Here is a 15,782-nt window from a genome sequence, read left to right on the forward strand (position 1 = left end):
CCCGGCGGACGTCACACCGAACCCGGCGGCCGGATGTGCGAGGGTGTGACCATGGCTGACGAACTGGTGCACTACGACGTGGTAGGCGGCACGGCCACGATCACGCTCGACTCCCCGCACAACCGCAACGCGCTGTCCGCGCAGCTCCGGCGCGAGCTGAGCGAATCGCTGGCGAAGGCGGCCGGGGACGACGCCGTGCGGGTCGTCGTGCTCACCCACACCGGGCCGGTGTTCTGCGCGGGCATGGACCTCAAGGAAGCCCGCGGCGCCGGGACCGGTGACCAGGGTGTCAACGAGTTCCCCAAGATCCTCGACCAGCTGTGGACGAGCCCGAAACCGGTCGTCGCGCGCCTGGCCGGGCCCGCCCGCGCCGGCGGCATCGGCATGGTCGCCGCCTGCGACATCGCGGTGGCCGTGGAGGAGGCGACGTTCGCCTTCACCGAGGTCAGGATCGGCGTCGTGCCCGCGGTCATCTCGCTGACCGTGCTCCCCCGCCTCAACGCCCGCGCCGCGCACGAACTCTTCCTCACCGGCGACACCTTCGACGCGCGGCGCGCGGCCGAGATCGGGCTGCTCAACTCCGCCGTCCCCGCCGACCGGCTGGACGCCGAGGTCGCCCGGTTCGTCAAGGCGCTCACGCTCGGCGGGCCGAAGGCGCTGGCGCTGACCAAGGAACTGCTGAGCAAGCCGCGCCCGGCCACGCCGAGCGACGGCTTCGAGGCGATGACATCGTTCTCGGCGAGCCTGTTCGCCAGCGAGGAAGGCCAGGAGGGCATCCTCGCCTTCGCCCAGAAGCGCAAGCCGAACTGGGTCCCGCAGGACTGACCCGCGAGGCTCGAACCTGCGACCTAGAGATTAGAAGGCTCTTGCTGCGGTCAGGCCGGGTGCTGAAGGACGCCTTCGGTGCGCTCGATGCGCTGAAGGCGTCCTTCAGAGCGCATCTCGGTCCGCGAGCCGCGCGGAATCAGGTCCCGGTGAGCACCACGGTGAGGCGGCCCGGCCCGAGCGCGCGCACCGCGTCCGAGAGCACGCTCCGGATCGCGAGGTAGGACTTCGGGTCGGCGGTCCGCAGCAGGTCCGAGCCCGGCCAGATCAGCACGTGCTCGCCCGGCGGGAGCCAGGACAGGTCGGTCAGGCAGTCGTAGAGCGCGTCGAGGTTGTGCCCGAAGTAGTCCGGAAAGGACAGTGCCTCGGCGATCGCGGCCAGTGTGCCCGCCTTGTCGGCCGCGCGACCGCCGTCGACGGTGTGCGGGAACGCGCCCCGCGCGAAAGCGTTTTCCGCGGCGGTCCGCGCCTCCTGCTCGCTCACCGGGCAGGGTCCACGACGACGAACGAGGAGTAGTGGTCCTCGGTGTAGTACAGCTCCTTCGCCTGCCCGGTCACCAGCCTGCGCGGCCCGCGGTCCGGGCTGCCCGGCGTCTTCACGGTGTACTCGTGGTAGTACCCGGACTGCTTGCGCGGCAGCACCTTCTCGCGGTTTTCGAACACGACGTCGTCGTTGCGCGGGTAGGGGTACGGCCCGCCCTTCTCGATCAGCTTCCAGGTGTCCGCGGCCTGCGACGGCAGGGCGGACAGCGGTTTGACCGGCAGCCCCGAGTCGGTGCCGGGCAGCTTCGCGTTCGACACGCCGCCCTTGGCGGGCGCGCCAGCACCGGACGAGGCGGGGGCCGACGGGGAGGACGACGGCGCGGCGGACGGGGAGTCACTGAGCTGGCTCTTCACCAGCCAGCCCCCGAGCACCAGCACGAGGAGCCCGACCAGTGCGGCGGTGATCCGCCTTCGGTTGACCATGGTTGGCCAGCTTAGGAGGGGCCGGGACGATCATCGTCACGGGCCGGGCCGAAGCGGCGGGCGAAGCGCTCGACCAGCTTGTCGATCGCCCACGCCGCGACGAGGCACAACGGCACCACGACGGCCATGACCAGCACGAACTGCACCGGGAACGAGGCCTGCGCGAGCCACAGCTCGGCGCTGTCCCACCAGTCGGCCAGCCCTGCGAACACGGATGTGAGCCTACGCGCGTCCCGCGCCACACCGCCGTGCGGGGCGGTACGTTGCAGGCATGTTCGCCGTATACGCGCAGGAACCCAACGCCGAAAGCCCGCTGGACTCGCTCGTCGTCGGCGAGCGGCCGGATCCCACCGTCCCCGAGGGCTGGGTCCGGGTGCACGTCAAGGCCGCCAGCCTCAACATGCACGATCTGTGGACCCTGCGCGGGGTCGGCATCAAGCCCGAGCAGTTCCCGATGATCCTCGGCTGCGACGGCGCGGGCACCCTCGACGACGGCAGCGAGGTCGTCATCCACTCGGTGATCAACGCGCCCGGCTGGCAGGGCGACGACACGCTCGACCCGAAGCGCACGCTGCTCACCGAGAAGCACCAGGGCACCTTCGCCGACCAGGTCGTGGTGCCCGCCCGCAACGTCGTGCCGAAGCCCGCCGGGCTGTCCTTCGCCGAGGCCGCCACGATGGGCACCGCCTGGCTCACCGCCTACCGGATGCTGTTCGTCAAGTCGGGACTGCGGCCGGGCCAGACGATGCTCGTGCAGGGTGCCTCCGGCGGCGTCTCGACGGCGCTGGTGCAGCTCGGCAAGGCGGCCGGGATCCGGGTGTGGGTCACCGGGCGGACCGAGGCCAAGCGCGCGCTCGCGGTCGAGCTCGGCGCGCACCAGGCGTTCGAGCCGGGGGCACGGCTGCCGGAACGGGTCGACGCGGTGTTCGAGACCGTCGGCAAGGCGACCTGGTCGCATTCGGTGAAGTCGCTCAAGCCGGGCGGCATCATCGTGGTCTCCGGGTCCACCAGCGGCCCCGACGCGCACGCCGAACTGCAGCGGGTCTTCTTCCTCCAGCTGCGGGTCGCCGGGTCGACCATGGGTACCCGGGACGAGCTGGCCGACCTGCTCAGTTACCTCGAACTGACCGGCGTCCGCCCGCAGATCGGCAGCGAGCTGCCCTTCGGCGAGGCCGCCAAGGGATTCCAGGCCATGCTGGACGGCGACACCGCGGGGAAGATCGTCTTCACTCGCTGACCAGCGAGCAACCGCACGCCCGGCGAGGTCGAGAATTCTCCACGGACTCCGGTTCGAAACCCGTTTGTTACCACCGGAAATCCACCGGAACTCGACCATGGCTGGTTAACCTGGTGACATGACCGCGACGCAGCGGCCCGCACCGGCTGGACCGGGCGGCCGGCCCAGCACCGACCCGGATCCGGTCCGGGTCTCCTTCCGGCGCTACGCCGGGGTCAGGACGCGGGTGCTGGAGGTCGGTCACCCCGCCTGCGAGCCGGAGCCGGTGCGGCGCCCGCTCGGGCGCCGTTCCCGTCGGCGGGCCGCCGCGGAGACGGTGACCGCGCCGCGCCTGGTCCTCCTGCACGGCTACTGCGACAGCGCGGACACCTGGCGTCCGGTGCTGGCCGAACTCGCCGAGGCGGGCATCCCGGCGATCGCGGTCGACCTGCCCGGTTTCGGTGACGCGCAGCCGCTGCGTCCCGGCCCGATCCTGCCGCAGCTCGACGCGTTCACCACCGCGGTCATCCGGGAGCAGGCCGTGCTCGGCTCGGTGGTGCTGGCCGGCAACTCGCTCGGCGGGACGATGAGCCTGCGCGCGGCACAGCAGCCCCGGCTCCCGATCGCGGGGGTGGTGTCCATCGCGGCGCCCGGTTTCGCCGACTCGTGGCTGGTCCGCGCGGTCGGGCGCTACCCGCTGCCGCTGCGGCTGTACTCGTCGCTGCCGGTCCCGGTGCCGGGTTTCCTGGTCCGCAAGGTCGCCGAGCAGGTCGTGCCCCGGCTGCTCTACGCCGACGCGGGCGCCGCCGACGAGTCCCAGGTCCGCCGTTTCACCTCGCTGTTCCCGGACTACCGCGCCACCACCGCCCGGCTCGAGCAGGCCAGGCAGCTGGTCGCCGAGCTCGCCGACGCCTACCGTCTCGACGCCGTGCGGATCCCGCTGCTGGTCGTGGCCTGCGGCAAGGACAAGCTGGTCACCGCCCGGTCGGGGCGGCAGCTGCACAGCCTCGTCCCGCACAGCAGGCTGCTGGTGCGCGAGGACTGGGGCCACTGCCCGCAGCTGGACGACCCGCCCGAGATCGCCGAGCTGCTCTCGTTCTTCGCCACCGGCGCGGTACGGACGGCACAGGCGAAGCGCGCCGGGACGTCGCCGGACGCGCGCAAGGGCACAGCGGTCGGCTGAAAACCCCCGACCGTCACCCGATCGGGTGTGATCCCGGGTGACATACAGTACGGTGCCGCGTTGAGCCCGTACCCCGGGCTCCCTCGCACAAACCGTTTGGGAGACAGTGATGTCCGCTCCAGAGAGCTTCGGCACGGGCTCCGGAATTTTCCGGCGCAAGCCGATCGACCAGATCGCCAGCTCCGAAGGAGGTGGGCTGAACCGGACGCTGGGCCTGTGGCAGCTCACCGCGATCGGGGTCGGCGGCATCATCGGGGCGGGAATCTTCTCTCTCGCGGGCGCGGTGGCCAACAAGACGGCCGGACCCGCGGTGCTCATCTCCTTCCTGATCGCGGGTGTCGCGAGCGCGGCGGCGGCGTTCTCCTACGCGGAGTTCGCCGGGCTCATCCCGAAGGCCGGTTCGGCCTACACCTACGGCTACGCGGTGCTGGGTGAGGTGGTCGGCTGGTTCATCGGCTGGGACCTGCTGCTGGAGTACACCGCGATCGTGTCCGTGGTGGCGATCGGGATCTCCGGCTACTTCAACGACCTGCTCGGTTTCCTGCACGTCAAGCTACCGCTGTGGATGTCCGGCGCGCCGGGCAGCGAGAAGGTCGGCGAGGTCGCGCCCGGCTCGTACAAGGTGAATCTGTTCGCGGTCCTGCTGTGCCTGCTGATCGCGTACATCCTCAACCAGGGCATGAAGAGCGCCGCGCGGTTCGAGACGCTGCTGGTGTACCTGAAGGTCGGACTGGTGGTCCTGGTCGTGGTGGTCGGCGCGTTCCACATCAACAGCGGCAACTACGCCGACTTCTTCCCGTTCGGCCTCTCCGGCGCGTTCACCGGCGCGGCGACGGTGTTCTTCGCGGTGTTCGGCTACGACGCGATGTCGACCGCGGCCGAGGAGTCCGTCGACTCCCAGAAGCACATGCCCAAGGCGATCATCTACTCGCTGGCCATCTCGATGGTGCTCTACGTGCTGGCCTGCCTGGTGCTCACCGGCATGGTGAACTACAAGGACATCAGCGCCGAGGCCGCGTTCTCCGCGGCGTTCAAGAGCATCGGCATGCCGTGGCTGGGCGCGGTGATCGCGGTCGGCGCGATCCTCGGCATCCTCACCGTGCTGTTCACCTTCCTCATGGGCGCCAGCCGCGTCGGCTACGCGATGAGCAAGGACGGGCTGCTGCCCAAGTGGTTCGGCAAGGCGCATCCGGTGCGCAAGGTGCCGAGCCGGATGACCTGGGTGCTCGGGGGCGCTTCGGCGGTCATCGCCGGGTTCCTACCGATCGGCGAGGCCGCGGAGCTGACCAACATCGGCATCCTGCTCGCGTTCATCGTCGTCTGCGTCGCGGTGATCGTGTTGCGCTACAAGCGGCCCGAGCTGAAGCGGACGTTCAAGACGCCGGGCATGCCGGTGGTGCCGATCATCGGGGTCGTGTTCTCGATCTGGCTCATCACGTTCCTCCAGCCGGAGACCTGGCTGCGGTTCGCGATCTGGTTCGCCATCGGCATGGTGATCTACTTCGCCTACGGACGACGTCGTTCGGTGCTCAACAACCCGCCCGCCGCCGAAGAGGCCAAGGCCGCGGAATAGCCCCGCACCACGAAAAGCGGGCCGCTCCCCCACCCGGGGTGCGGCCCGATTTCGTTTGTGGTGATTCAGTTCCGCAGCCGGGACAGCCGGTCGGCCGCGGCGCGCGCCTCCGTCCGCAGACGCTCCACAATGGACTCCGCGGGCCCCTCGGCGGCGAGCGGGTAGGTCTGCCCGGCCCACAGCGAAAGCGCCTCCGGGTCGCCCGCCTTCGCGGCCGCGGCGCGCACCGGGCGGCTGATGTGGTGCAGCTGCGGATAGGCCGCCGGCGCCTGCGCGGACAGCTCGGTGAGCACCCGGTTGACCAGCCCGCGCGCCGGGCGGCCGCTGAACGCGCGGGTGACGGCGGTGGCCCTGGCGCGTTCGGCCAGCGCGGCGCGGTAGGGCGCCGAGGTCCCCGCCTCGTCGGCCCGCAGGAAGGCCGTGCCCAGCTGCGCCGCGTCGGCGCCGGCGGCCAGCACCGCGGCGACGTCGGCGCCGTGCACCAGCCCGCCGGTGGCCACCAGCGGCAGGTCCACCCGCGCCGCGACGAGCCGCAGCAGCGACAGCAGCCCGTAGGTCTCGCCACCGGTGGGCGAGGCCGGGTCGTCGGCGAACAGCCCGCGATGCCCGCCCGCCTCGAACCCCTGCACGACCAGCGCGTCCGCGCCCGCCGCGGCGGCGAGTTCGGCCTCCCTCGGCGAAGTCACCGTGACGAGGACCTTGCTGCCGTTTTCGCGCAGGCGGGCGATGTCGGCCGCACCGGGCATCCCGAAGGTGAAGGACACCACCGGGATCCGCCGCTCGGCGACGACCTCGAACTTGCCGAGGTACGCGTCGTCGTCCCACAGCGGCTCGCCGGGCTCGACGCCGTAGCGGCGGGCCTCGGCGAGCATGCGCTCGCGGTGCGCGGAGACGTCCACGGCGGCCCGGGGGCCGGGGACGAACAGGTTGACCCCGAACGTGCCCGTGGTCAGCGCGGCGGTCTCGTCGATCCGCTCGGCGAGCGCCTGTGGCGTGAGGTAGCCCCCGGCGAGGAAACCGAAGCCACCCGCCCTCGTCACGGCCGCGACCAGCGCGGGTGTCGTCGGGCCGCCCGCCATCGGGGCCGCGATCACCGGGAAATCGAGATCTTCGAACATGCCACCGAGGGTAGTTCTCCGGCACGGACCGTTCCCGGCGGGAGCGAGCGGGATCACGAATTGCTGCAAAGTGGTCTAGACCTGTCTCCGGCGAAGTGCGACGATCCGGACAGGCGCGGCACCGGCGCCGCGTCCCCTTCACGCCAGGAGGACTCCCGTGAAGAAAACCCGCACGCGGCGGCTCGGTCACGCGCTCGCCGCACTGACCCTGCTCGTCGGCACGGCGAGTGCCACCACGGCAGGCACCGCCGCCGCGGCCACCCCGCCGCTGCAGTCGATCGTCCCCGTCCCGGTCTCCGTCCAGGCGCTCGACGGCGTCAGCTACGCGCTGACCGAAACCACCAAGATCCACACCGAAGCGGGCTCCGCCCCCGCCAAGGACGTCGGCGAATACCTCGCCGGTGTCCTCCGCCGCTCCACCGGTTTCCCGCTGCCGGTCTCCGACGCCGCGGGCACCCCCGCCGACGGCGTCTCCCTGCTGCTGTCCGGCGCCGACGCGAAGGTCGGCGACCAGGGCTACCAGCTGAACTCCACGGCCGGCTCGGTGGTGCTCCGCGCGAACACCGCCGACGGCCTGTTCGCCGGGGTGCAGACGCTGCGCCAGCTGCTGCCCGGCAAGATCGAAAGCCCGACCACGCAACCGGGCCCGTGGGCCGTGCCCGGCGCGAACATCCTCGACTATCCGCGCTTCGGCTACCGGGCCGCGATGCTCGACGTCGCCCGGCACTTCCACCCCGTCGACACCGTGAAGCGGTACCTCGACCAGCTCGCCCAGTACAAGATCAACCATCTGCACCTGCACCTCGCCGACGACCAGGGCTGGCGGATCCAGATCGACAGCTGGCCGCGCCTGGCCACCTACGGCGGCAGCACGCAGGTCGGCGGCGGCCCCGGCGGGTACTACACGAAGGCGCAGTACACCGACCTGGTGAACTACGCGGCCTCGCGGCACATCACGATCATTCCCGAGATCGACATGCCGGGGCACACCAACGCGGCGCAGGCCTCCTACGCCGAGCTGAACTGCAACGGCGTCGCGCCGCCGCTGCGTACCGACATCGAGGTCGGCTACAGCTCGCTGTGCATCTCGAAGGACATCACCTACAAGTTCGTCTCCGACGTCATCCGCGAGATCGCGGAGCTGACCCCCGGCCCGTACTTCCACATCGGCGGGGACGAGGCGGCGGCGACCTCGCAGCCGGACTACCTCAAGTTCATCGGCAAGGTGCTGCCGATCGTGGCGGCCAACGGCAAGCAGGCGAACGGCTGGCACGACATCGCCAAGGCCGATCTGCCCGCGAACGCCAGCCCGCAGTTCTGGGGCACCACCACCTCCGACGCCGGCGTGGCCAAGGCGGTCGCCAAGGGCAGCAAGGTGATCATGTCCCCGGCGAACAAGGCGTACCTGGACATGAAGTACAACGCCAGCACGCCGATCGGGCTCAACTGGGCCGGGTACATCGAGGTGAAGGACGCCTACGAGTGGAATCCCGGCGCGTACCTGTCCGGGGTCGGCGAATCCGCGGTACGGGGCGTCGAGTCTCCACTGTGGACCGAAACCGTGGTGACCCCGGCCCACATCGACCTGCTCGCCTTCCCCCGGCTGGCCGCGCACGCCGAACTCGGCTGGTCGCCGTGGTCGACGCACAACTGGAACGCGTTCCGGACCCGGCTCGGGGCACAGGGCCCGCGCTGGGAGGCGCAGTCGATGAACTTCTACCGCTCGGCGCAGATCCCGTGGGACAACGGCGGTACCCCGGGCACCTGCACCCTGCCCGCGTGGGACAGCGGATCCGTCTACACCGGCGGCAACACCGTCTCGCACAACGGGCACAAGTGGACCGCCAAGTGGTGGACGAAGGGCGAGGAACCCGGCGCCGGCGGTGATTGGGGCGTCTGGCGCGACGACGGCGTCTGCTGACCACCGACCGGAGAACGCCCGTCCGGGCGTTCTCCGGTGCGGCCCGGAACAGGATCGGACCGCACCGCGTTGGGCACGGACATGAGCGACGCTTGCGAGCGAATCATGGTTGTCATGCGCCAAAAGGGATTGAACACTGTCTCGCGGAGCGAGGCGATCGCATGAGCGATGACCTGGATCACCTCCGCGCGCTGTCCGTACGGGAACACGGCCTGGCCACGATCGCGACCACCCGCGCCGACGGGACGGTGCATTCCACGCTCGTCAACGCCGGGGTGATCGACGACCCGGTGACGGGCGCGACCAGCGTCGCCTTCGTGGCGCGGGGTGACGCGTACAAGCTGAAGCTGCTGCGCCGGGCCGGACACGCGAGCCTGGCCTTCCGCCACGGCTGGGACTGGGGTTCGGCCGACGGCCCGGTTCACCTGATCGGACCAGACGACCCGGACCCCGCCTTCGACGCCGCCGGGCTGCCGAAGCTGCTGCGGGACGTGTTCATCGCCGCGACGGGCACCCACGACGACTGGGACGAGTACGACCGCGTGATGGCCGCCGAACGCCGGGTGGCGGTGTTCGTCCGGGCGGACCGGATCCTGCGCAACCGGACCTGATCAGCGCTCCGCCAGCCGCCCCAGCAGGTCGCGCGGGACGATCCGCACCGGGAACGGCCGCTCGGCCTCGAACGGCTCGTCCCCGGCGGCCTTCGCGACCTGCTGGTACTGGCCGTCTTCATCCAGCTCGAACACGGTCAGTTCGGGCTCGGCCGGATCGATCACCCAGTAGCTCGGAGTGCCCAGCCGCTCGTACGCGACCCTCTTGTCGTTCAGGTCGTAGAGCACCGTGCTCGGCGACAGCACCTCGACCGCGAGCACCGGCGCTCGCGGAAGATCCTTCTCGGTGAAGTCCTCTTCCCAGCCCACCAAGACATCCGGCTGCAACTCGATCCGATCGCCGATGTGGATCGCGTACGGCGCACCCACCACCTCGAACCGGACGGGGCAGGCCGCCTCCAGCACACCGTAGAGGCGATAAGCGATCGTCTGATGTCTGCGGCCCGGCGCGGGGCTCACGAGGAGCATCCCGTCGATGAGTTCGTAGCGTCGGCCGTCATCCGGCATCCCCTCGAGGTCGCGCACCGTCTTGGGGCCCGACCCGGCCGGATACCGTATGTCCGTCATAACCGTCATGGTGCCCTCCTTCCCAGGCTTTGACCAGAGCACACCAGGAGGGACCGACAGAAACGGCGCCGGAAGAGACGAGGACGCCCCGCCTCACTCGATCGTGTGAGACGGGGCGCCAGAACGTCGAAGGTTACTTCTTGTTCTTTCCGTTGTCCTCAGTGGACAGTGCGGCGACGAATGCCTCCTGCGGGACCTCGACCCGGCCGACGGTCTTCATCCGCTTCTTGCCTTCCTTCTGCTTTTCCAGCAGTTTCCGCTTCCGCGAGATGTCACCGCCGTAGCACTTCGCGAGCACGTCCTTGCGGATCGCGCGAATGGTCTCGCGGGCGATGATCCGCGAGCCGATGGCCGCCTGGATCGGCACCTCGAACTGCTGGCGCGGAATGAGTTCGCGCAGCCGGGTCGCCATCCGGTTCCCGTAGGTGTAGGCGGCGTCCTTGTGCACGATCGCGGAGAACGCGTCGACGGTTTCGCCCTGCAGCAGGATGTCGACCTTGACCAGGTCGGCGACCTGTTCGCCCGCCTCCTCGTAGTCGAGCGAGGCGTAGCCGCGCGTACGCGACTTCAGCGTGTCGAAGAAGTCGAAGATGATCTCGGCGAGCGGCAGGTTGTAGCGCAGCTCGACGCGGTCCTCGGAGAGGTAGTCCATCCCGAGCAGGACACCGCGCTTGGTCTGGCACAGCTCCATGATGGTGCCGACGAACTCCGAAGGCGCGAGGATGCTCACCTTGCTGACCGGCTCGTGTACTTCGGAGATCTTGAGCCCGGTCGGCCAGTCCGACGGGTTGGTCACGGTGACCTCGTTCCCGTCCTCCAGCACCACGCGGTAGACGACGTTCGGCGCGGTCGAGATCAGGTCGAGCCCGAACTCCCGCTCCAGCCGGTCGCGGGTGATCTCCAGGTGCAGCAGGCCGAGGAAGCCGCAGCGGAACCCGAACCCGAGCGCCACCGAGGTCTCCGGCTCGTAGGTGAGCGCGGCGTCGTTGAGCTGGAGCTTGTCCAGCGCCTCGCGCAGTTCGGGGTAGTCCGAGCCGTCCACCGGGTAGAGCCCCGAATAGACCATCGGCTTCGGCTCGCGGTACCCGGCAAGCGGCTCGGCGGCGCCCTTGCGCTCCGAGGTCACCGTGTCCCCGACCTTCGACTGGCGGACGTCCTTCACCCCGGTGATGAGGTAGCCCACCTCGCCGACGCCGAGGCCCTTGCTGGCCTTGGGCTCCGGCGAGATGATGCCGACCTCCAGCAGCTCGTGCGTGGCCCCGGTGGACATCATCCGGATCCGCTCGCGCGGGGTGATGCTGCCGTCGACGACCCTGATGTAGGTGACCACGCCGCGGTAGGTGTCGTACACCGAGTCGAAGATCATCGCGCGCGCCGGGGCGTCGGCGTCGCCCTGCGGCGCCGGGACCTGGCGGACGACCTCGTCGAGCAGCTCGCCGACGCCCGCGCCGGTCTTCGCCGAGACCCGCAGCACGTCCGAGGGCTCGCAGCCGATGATGTGCGCGATCTCGGCGGCGTACTTGTCCGGGTCGGCCGAGGGCAGGTCGATCTTGTTCAGCACCGGGATGATCTGGAGGTTGTTCTCCAGCGCCAGGTACAGGTTGGCCAGCGTCTGCGCCTCGATGCCCTGCGCGGCGTCGACCAGCAGGATCGCGCCCTCACACGCTTCGAGCGCGCGAGAGACCTCGTAGGTGAAGTCGACGTGGCCGGGGGTGTCGATCATGTGCAGGACGTGGTCCTGGCCGTCGAGCTGCCAGGGCAGGCGCACGTTCTGCGCCTTGATCGTGATGCCGCGCTCCCGCTCGATGTCCATGCGGTCGAGGTACTGAGCGCGCATGGCCCGCGCCTCGACCACCCCGGTGAGCTGCAGCATCCGGTCCGCCAGTGTCGACTTTCCGTGGTCGATGTGGGCGATGATGCAGAAGTTCCGGATGAGCTCCGGCGGGGTGAAGGTCGTGTCAGCGAACGTGCTCACTCGTGTGATCCTCGGGAAAGGTCGGGGATGGCCACCCCTATGGTCCCATGGAGCTCCGGGTGTGAGTGGGGGTCATCCCCGATGCGGGCCGCGACGGCACGTGGTGCCCTCGAAGTATGAGCATTTCCCCCTCGTCCGCACCTGTTCCACCCCCGGCGCCCGCCGGTTCCCTGGAGGGGGTGCTGGACCGCGCGTTCGGACATCCCCGCGGGCTGCTCGGCAGACTCGGTTCGCTGGTCATGGCCCATTCCAACGGCCCGACCGAGCACCGCGTCGTCGAACTCGCGAAGATCACCGGTGACGAGTCCGTGCTGGTGGTCGGGCCCGGCCCCGGCGTCGGGCTGGCCGCCGCGGCGAAGACGGCCCGCCGCGTGACCGGCGTCGACCCGTCCCCCGCCATGCTGGCCAGGTGCGCCGAACGCTGCGCGGACGCCGAACTGCGCACCGGGTCCGCCCAGGAGACCGGGGAGCCCGGCGAGTCCGTCGACGTCGTGCTCAGCGTGAACAACGTCCAGCTGTGGCCCGACCGCGCGGCGGGCTTCGCCGAGCTGTACCGCGTACTGCGGCCGGGCGGCAGGCTGCTGCTCTCCACGCACGAGAAGTGGCTGCCGGTGCCCCGGCACGTCCTCGCCCGCGAGGCCGCGGACGCCGGGTTCACCGACCTCCAGACCTGGACCTGGGAACCGCCGGGCTTCGCCCCGCTCGCCGCCCAGCTGCGGGCCGTCAGGCCAGGGGGCTGAGGCACCCGCGCTAGTCCCAGCTCCGCGGATCGGTGCGCAGCGGATGCTCGGCGGGCACCTCGACCAGCACGATGCGGGTGCCGTCGGGATCGGCGATCCACGCCTCGTCGAGCCCCCACGGCTCCCGGCGGGCCTCCCGCGCCGGCGTCACCCCGCGAGCGGCGAGTTCGGCGAGGGTGGCGGGCAGGTCGCGGACCTGGATCCAGAGCGCGACGTCCGGGCTCGGCCCGGTGCTCGCGCTGCCGACGATCTCCAGCGAGCCGTGGCCGAGGAAGAACACCGTGCCGCCGGGGAACTCCTTGTCGATCGCCAGCCCGAGGGTGTCGCGGTAGAACGCGGTGGACGCCGCGAGGTCCCGCGGGTGGATGAGAAACCGGCTGCTCAGCACTTCCATGGGCTCAATCCCTACCCGCTGGTTCAGGCCATCGCAATCGCGGCGATGCCGGACAACACGATCACGGAACCGGCGAGCCTGCGCACCGCGTTCGCCTCGCCCAGCACGAGCCAGGCCGCGAGCCCGCCCAGCACGATGCTCAGCTCGCGCGCCGGGGCGACCAGGCTCACCGGGGCGATCCGCAGCGCGTAGAGCACCAGCAGGTAGGCCACCGGGGACAGCAGGCCGACGAGCAGCGTCTCACGTTTGTGCTCCCGCCACAGCCTGCCGAGCAGCGGCCGGTCGGCGAACGCGTAGGGCATCAGCATCAGGGACTGGATGACCGAGCCCAGCCCGAAGTAGACGACCGGCGGCACGGCGAGACCGGTCACCGAGTGCGCGTCCCACAGTGTGTAGCCCGCGATGAACGCGCCGGTGAGCACGCCGTAGCCGATCCCGGCCCGGCGGGCTCGCGGGTCGGTCTCCCCGTCCCGGCGGCCGGTGCTGATCACCAGCACGCCCGTGACCACCAGGAGCGCCCCGGCCAGCCCGAGCCAGCCGGGGTGCTCGCCGAACAGCACCACCGCGGCGAAGACCGAGAGCAGCGGCCCGGTGCCGCGGGCGAGCGGATAGACCACCGAGAGGTCGCCGACGACGTAACCGCGCTGCAGGACCACGCCGTACCCGACGTGCAGCAGCGAGGTGCCCAGCGCCGCCAGCAGCCACGTCCACTGTGGACGCTCGTCCTCCACCACCAGCATCACGGCGGTGACCGGGAGGAGCGCGACCGCGGAAACGGTGTAGTAGAGGTAGACGAACCGGGCGCCGCCGTAGCCGACGCGTTTGGCGGCGAGATTCCAGACGGCGTGCACGACGGCGGCGACGAGGACGAAGGACAGAGCGGTGGCGTTCATCGGACCCTTTCGGTTTTCGCGCGCGCGAAAACCAGGTCCTCCAGGCTTTTGTCCCGTTAGATGAACGGCGGACTCCCGAGCCGCCGATGGTGCCGCTCGGACCTGCCCCACCGGCCCTGGTTGTGTGACGTCGTGGCGGGCCGGTGGCGGAACCCTAGGCACTGACCCTGCCCACGGTAGTGGCCGCCGGCGATCATGTCGAGGTCGCCGCGAGCCCGCCAGGAGGCGGCTGTTAGGCTTTCCGTTCGTTGCCGTGCGGCATTCCGTCATGGAGGAAACCCGCCACCCGCGAGGGCGGCCGGGGCCACGGAGATCCCCGCGATCCCAGTGACGCGGCAGCGAACTCACCGAGTGCAGAAGGAGCGCCCCCGTGGCCAACATCAAGTCGCAGATCAAGCGCATCACCACCAACGAGAAGGCGCGTCAGCGCAACCAGGCGATCCGGTCCTCGGTGAAGACCGCGATCCGCAAGTTCCGCGAGGCCGCCGAGGCCGGGGACAAGGCCAAGGCCGCCGAGCTGCAGCGCGACGCCGCCAAGAAGCTGGACAAGGCCGTCACCAAGGGCGTCATCCACGCCAACCAGGCCGCGAACAAGAAGTCCGCGATGGCCAAGCGCGCCAACGCGCTCTGAGTCGTTCTTCATCCGAAAGGCCCCCGGTGACTTCGGTCACCGGGGGCCTTTCGCGTCGGTCCGCTCAGCGGTCGCCCTTGGCGGCGACCACCTCGCTCACGGCACGTTCCAGCGCGTAGTCCGGACTCGCCGCGGCGCCTTTGACCTCGGAGTTGAGCCGCGCGACGACGCGCATCGCGGCCGCGAGACCGTCGGCGTTCCAGCCGCGCGACTGCCCCTGCGCCTTGCGCACCTTCCACGGCGGCATCCCCAGCTCGCCTGCCAGCTGGTTCGGATTGCCCCGCCCGGCGGCGGAAACCCTGGCGATGGTGCGGACGGCGTCCGCGAGCGCGTCGGCGACGAGCACGTGCGGCACGCCGAGCTGCATCGCCCAGCGCAGCTGTTCCAGCGCGGCCGCCCGGTCCCCCGCCACCGCCTTCTCCGCGACCGCGAAACCCGTGACGTCGGCCCGGCCCCGGTGGTACCGGCGCACGGCCTGCTCGTCGACGACGCCACCGGCATCCGCGACGAGCTGGGTCGCCGCCGACGACAGCTCACGCAGATCCGAGCCCACCGCGTCGATCAGCGCGAGCACCGCGGCGCCGTCGGCCTTGCCGCCCGCCCGGCGGATTTCGTTGCGGACGAACGACTCCCGGTCGGCGGCCTTGGTCAGCTTGGCGCATTCGGTGATCTCGGCGCCCGCCTTGCGCAGCGCGGCGGGCAGCGCCTTCGCCGCCTTGCTCCGGCCGCCGCCGGTGTGCACGACGACCAGCACGATGCCGTCCGCGGGTGACTTGACGTAGGACAGCACGGCGTCGGCCAGCTCCTGCGAGATGTCCTGCGCCGCCTCGAGGACGATCACCCGGCCCTCGCTGAACAGGGACGGGCTCACCAGTTCGGCGAGTTCGGGCGCTGTGAGTTCCGACACCCGCGTCCTGGTCATGTCGGCGGTCGGATCGGCCGCCTTCGCGGCGTCCAGCGCGGCGCGGACGGCCCGTTCGATGAGCAGTTCTTCCTCACCGAGCACGAGATGCAGGGGCGCGGTGGCGGTGGCTTGCGCGGTCACCCCCCGATCCTCTCACCCGCCCGGCGGGGCGCCCGCTCCGGTGACACCGGAGCGCCCACCGTGGCACGAGCCGCTCGGGATGCCGTACGGTGTGTCCCGAGGCAGCGCCCACCGGCGCGCCGAC

17 protein-coding genes are annotated in these 15,782 nt (G+C 70.7%); 8 read left to right on the forward strand and 9 right to left on the reverse strand.

Going from position 1 to position 15,782, the window contains the following annotated elements:
• The first annotated feature begins 51 nt into the window (after positions 1 to 51).
• Positions 52 to 825, forward strand: coding sequence for an enoyl-CoA hydratase family protein (locus tag ABD987_RS38290; RefSeq protein WP_345406202.1), 774 nt, complete (start codon positions 52 to 54; stop codon positions 823 to 825).
• A 139-nt stretch (positions 826 to 964) separates the two neighbouring features.
• Here the strand turns inward: ABD987_RS38290 and ABD987_RS38295 are convergent, their stop codons facing one another.
• Genes ABD987_RS38295 through ABD987_RS38305 form a run of 3 tightly spaced genes read right to left on the reverse strand, consistent with a single transcriptional unit; the run spans position 965 to position 2,003 of the window.
• Positions 965 to 1,309, reverse strand: a complete 345-nt coding sequence (locus tag ABD987_RS38295) for a barstar family protein (protein WP_345406205.1) — start codon at positions 1,307 to 1,309, stop codon at positions 965 to 967.
• On the reverse strand, positions 1,306 to 1,791 hold the full coding sequence (locus ABD987_RS38300) for a guanyl-specific ribonuclease (RefSeq protein ID WP_345406208.1): 486 nt from the start codon (positions 1,789 to 1,791) through the stop codon (positions 1,306 to 1,308). Before ABD987_RS38300 ends, ABD987_RS38295 begins: the two co-directional genes overlap by 4 nt.
• Before the next feature lie 11 nt (positions 1,792 to 1,802).
• On the reverse strand, positions 1,803 to 2,003 hold the full coding sequence (locus ABD987_RS38305) for a hypothetical protein (protein ID WP_345406211.1): 201 nt from the start codon (positions 2,001 to 2,003) through the stop codon (positions 1,803 to 1,805).
• A gap of 59 nt (positions 2,004 to 2,062) precedes the next feature.
• Here ABD987_RS38305 and ABD987_RS38310 point away from each other — a divergent pair, with 59 nt between their 5' ends.
• The 3 genes from ABD987_RS38310 to ABD987_RS38320 all read left to right on the forward strand — a co-directional run bounded on the left by ABD987_RS38310 (position 2,063) and on the right by ABD987_RS38320 (position 5,763).
• Positions 2,063 to 3,028: a quinone oxidoreductase family protein gene (locus ABD987_RS38310; RefSeq protein WP_345406214.1), complete on the forward strand. Its 966-nt coding sequence runs from the start codon at positions 2,063 to 2,065 to the stop codon at positions 3,026 to 3,028.
• A 118-nt stretch (positions 3,029 to 3,146) separates the two neighbouring features.
• Complete coding sequence (locus ABD987_RS38315; protein ID WP_345406217.1) at positions 3,147 to 4,190, forward strand: alpha/beta hydrolase; 1,044 nt, start codon at positions 3,147 to 3,149, stop codon at positions 4,188 to 4,190.
• Positions 4,191 to 4,299: 109 nt separating this feature from the next.
• The gene (locus tag ABD987_RS38320) at positions 4,300 to 5,763 is read left to right on the forward strand and encodes an amino acid permease (protein WP_345406220.1); all 1,464 of its coding nucleotides are present in this window, start codon (positions 4,300 to 4,302) and stop codon (positions 5,761 to 5,763) included.
• A 65-nt stretch (positions 5,764 to 5,828) separates the two neighbouring features.
• Here the strand turns inward: ABD987_RS38320 and ABD987_RS38325 are convergent, their stop codons facing one another.
• Positions 5,829 to 6,881 carry a nitronate monooxygenase gene (locus ABD987_RS38325; protein ID WP_345406223.1) on the reverse strand — a complete coding sequence of 351 codons (1,053 nt, stop codon included), beginning with the start codon at positions 6,879 to 6,881 and terminating at the stop codon, positions 5,829 to 5,831.
• Positions 6,882 to 7,038: 157 nt separating this feature from the next.
• Between ABD987_RS38325 and ABD987_RS38330 the strand changes: the two genes are divergently transcribed.
• Positions 7,039 to 8,802 (forward strand): family 20 glycosylhydrolase, encoded by a 1,764-nt coding sequence (locus ABD987_RS38330; protein WP_345406226.1) that lies wholly within the window; start codon positions 7,039 to 7,041, stop codon positions 8,800 to 8,802.
• A 161-nt stretch (positions 8,803 to 8,963) separates the two neighbouring features.
• Positions 8,964 to 9,413, forward strand: a complete 450-nt coding sequence (locus ABD987_RS38335) for a pyridoxamine 5'-phosphate oxidase family protein (RefSeq protein ID WP_345406229.1) — start codon at positions 8,964 to 8,966, stop codon at positions 9,411 to 9,413.
• On the opposite strand, the gene ABD987_RS38340 is transcribed toward ABD987_RS38335, so the two are convergent.
• Positions 9,414 to 9,989, reverse strand: a complete 576-nt coding sequence (locus tag ABD987_RS38340; protein WP_345406232.1) for a Uma2 family endonuclease — start codon at positions 9,987 to 9,989, stop codon at positions 9,414 to 9,416.
• Positions 9,990 to 10,113: 124 nt separating this feature from the next.
• A complete protein-coding gene (gene lepA, locus ABD987_RS38345; RefSeq protein ID WP_345406235.1) occupies positions 10,114 to 11,955 on the reverse strand; it encodes a translation elongation factor 4 in 1,842 nt (613 codons plus the stop codon).
• 116 nt (positions 11,956 to 12,071) lie between these two features.
• On the opposite strand from lepA, the gene ABD987_RS38350 reads away from it, so the two are divergent.
• Positions 12,072 to 12,695 (forward strand): class I SAM-dependent methyltransferase, encoded by a 624-nt coding sequence (locus tag ABD987_RS38350; protein ID WP_345406238.1) that lies wholly within the window; start codon positions 12,072 to 12,074, stop codon positions 12,693 to 12,695.
• Between the two features lie 10 nt (positions 12,696 to 12,705).
• On the opposite strand, the gene ABD987_RS38355 is transcribed toward ABD987_RS38350, so the two are convergent.
• Positions 12,706 to 13,089, reverse strand: coding sequence for a VOC family protein (locus tag ABD987_RS38355; protein ID WP_345406241.1), 384 nt, complete (start codon positions 13,087 to 13,089; stop codon positions 12,706 to 12,708).
• A gap of 23 nt (positions 13,090 to 13,112) precedes the next feature.
• Positions 13,113 to 13,982, reverse strand: coding sequence for a DMT family transporter (locus ABD987_RS38360; RefSeq protein WP_345406244.1), 870 nt, complete (start codon positions 13,980 to 13,982; stop codon positions 13,113 to 13,115).
• 370 nt (positions 13,983 to 14,352) lie between these two features.
• Between ABD987_RS38360 and rpsT the strand changes: the two genes are divergently transcribed.
• Positions 14,353 to 14,613, forward strand: coding sequence for a 30S ribosomal protein S20 (gene rpsT / locus ABD987_RS38365; RefSeq protein WP_345406247.1), 261 nt, complete (start codon positions 14,353 to 14,355; stop codon positions 14,611 to 14,613).
• Between the two features lie 64 nt (positions 14,614 to 14,677).
• On the opposite strand, the gene holA is transcribed toward rpsT, so the two are convergent.
• Positions 14,678 to 15,658 (reverse strand): DNA polymerase III subunit delta, encoded by a 981-nt coding sequence (gene holA, locus ABD987_RS38370; RefSeq protein ID WP_345406250.1) that lies wholly within the window; start codon positions 15,656 to 15,658, stop codon positions 14,678 to 14,680.
• Positions 15,659 to 15,782: the final 124 nt, after the last annotated feature.

This window comes from Amycolatopsis samaneae, from assembly GCF_039541975.1.
Classification (GTDB): Bacteria; Actinomycetota; Actinomycetes; order Mycobacteriales; family Pseudonocardiaceae; genus Amycolatopsis; species Amycolatopsis samaneae.

What these genes read in the sequence shown, in the direction of transcription:
- ABD987_RS38320 (WP_345406220.1), top strand. Translation starts at nt 4,300, where the DNA reads ATGTCCGCTCCAGAGAGCTTCGGCACGGGCTCCGGAATTTTCCGGCGC.
- ABD987_RS38310 (WP_345406214.1), top strand. Translation starts at nt 2,063, where the DNA reads ATGTTCGCCGTATACGCGCAGGAACCCAACGCCGAAAGCCCGCTGGAC.
- ABD987_RS38290 (WP_345406202.1), top strand. Translation starts at nt 52, where the DNA reads ATGGCTGACGAACTGGTGCACTACGACGTGGTAGGCGGCACGGCCACG.
- ABD987_RS38355 (WP_345406241.1), bottom strand. Translation starts at nt 13,089, where the DNA reads ATGGAAGTGCTGAGCAGCCGGTTTCTCATCCACCCGCGGGACCTCGCG.
- ABD987_RS38300 (WP_345406208.1), bottom strand. Translation starts at nt 1,791, where the DNA reads ATGGTCAACCGAAGGCGGATCACCGCCGCACTGGTCGGGCTCCTCGTG.
- ABD987_RS38325 (WP_345406223.1), bottom strand. Translation starts at nt 6,881, where the DNA reads ATGTTCGAAGATCTCGATTTCCCGGTGATCGCGGCCCCGATGGCGGGC.
- ABD987_RS38340 (WP_345406232.1), bottom strand. Translation starts at nt 9,989, where the DNA reads ATGACGGTTATGACGGACATACGGTATCCGGCCGGGTCGGGCCCCAAG.
- ABD987_RS38335 (WP_345406229.1), top strand. Translation starts at nt 8,964, where the DNA reads ATGAGCGATGACCTGGATCACCTCCGCGCGCTGTCCGTACGGGAACAC.
- ABD987_RS38360 (WP_345406244.1), bottom strand. Translation starts at nt 13,982, where the DNA reads ATGAACGCCACCGCTCTGTCCTTCGTCCTCGTCGCCGCCGTCGTGCAC.
- ABD987_RS38315 (WP_345406217.1), top strand. Translation starts at nt 3,147, where the DNA reads ATGACCGCGACGCAGCGGCCCGCACCGGCTGGACCGGGCGGCCGGCCC.
- ABD987_RS38350 (WP_345406238.1), top strand. Translation starts at nt 12,072, where the DNA reads ATGAGCATTTCCCCCTCGTCCGCACCTGTTCCACCCCCGGCGCCCGCC.